This window comes from Polaromonas sp. P1_E3 (genome assembly GCF_056405935.1).
On the sequence record NZ_JBFUBD010000828.1, the window covers coordinates 1 to 591 of the forward strand.

Here is a 591-nt window from a genome sequence, read left to right on the forward strand (position 1 = left end):
GCCTTGAGCAGCATGGCCTGCTCGTCCAGGCCCAGCTCGCCGATCTCGTCGAGAAACAGCACGCCCTTGTCGGCGGTGCGCAGCAGGCCGGGGCGGTCGCTGGCTGCACCGGTGAACGAGCCCTTCTTGTGGCCGAACAATGTGGAGCCGGCCCCGTCGCCGTGCAGCGTTGCGCAGTTGACGTCGACAAAAGCGCCGCTGACCTGGTGGCGTGACTTTTTGAGTTCAAAGATGCGCCGCGCCAGCATGGACTTGCCCGCGCCCGTGGGCCCGGTCAGCAGAATGGGCGCCTTGCTCTGTACCGCGATGCGTTCGATCTCCTCGATCATCGTGTTGAAGCGCGGGTTGCGCGTGGCGATGCCGCTTTTGAGGAAAGAGACAGCATCCTGCTGCGCCACTGCGAGCCGCGCGTTGATCGCGTCGTAGCGCGACAGGTCCAGGTCTATCAACTCATAGCTGCCCACGCCCTGGCCTTGCCGTCCCCGGGGCGGGGCCGTCTGTAGCAGCACGCCGGGAATGAAGCGCGCCTCGACCAGCAGAAACAGGCAGATCTGCGCCACGTGGGTGCCGGTGGTGATGTGGGCCCAATAC

The 591-nt window shown here is 65.7% G+C and carries 1 protein-coding gene; it reads right to left on the reverse strand.

Annotated features, from left to right (window positions below):
- Positions 1–591, reverse strand: a 591-nt coding sequence (locus tag AC1D0Z_RS23780; RefSeq protein WP_477660570.1) for an RNA repair transcriptional activator RtcR family protein, incomplete at both ends; no start/stop codon positions are given.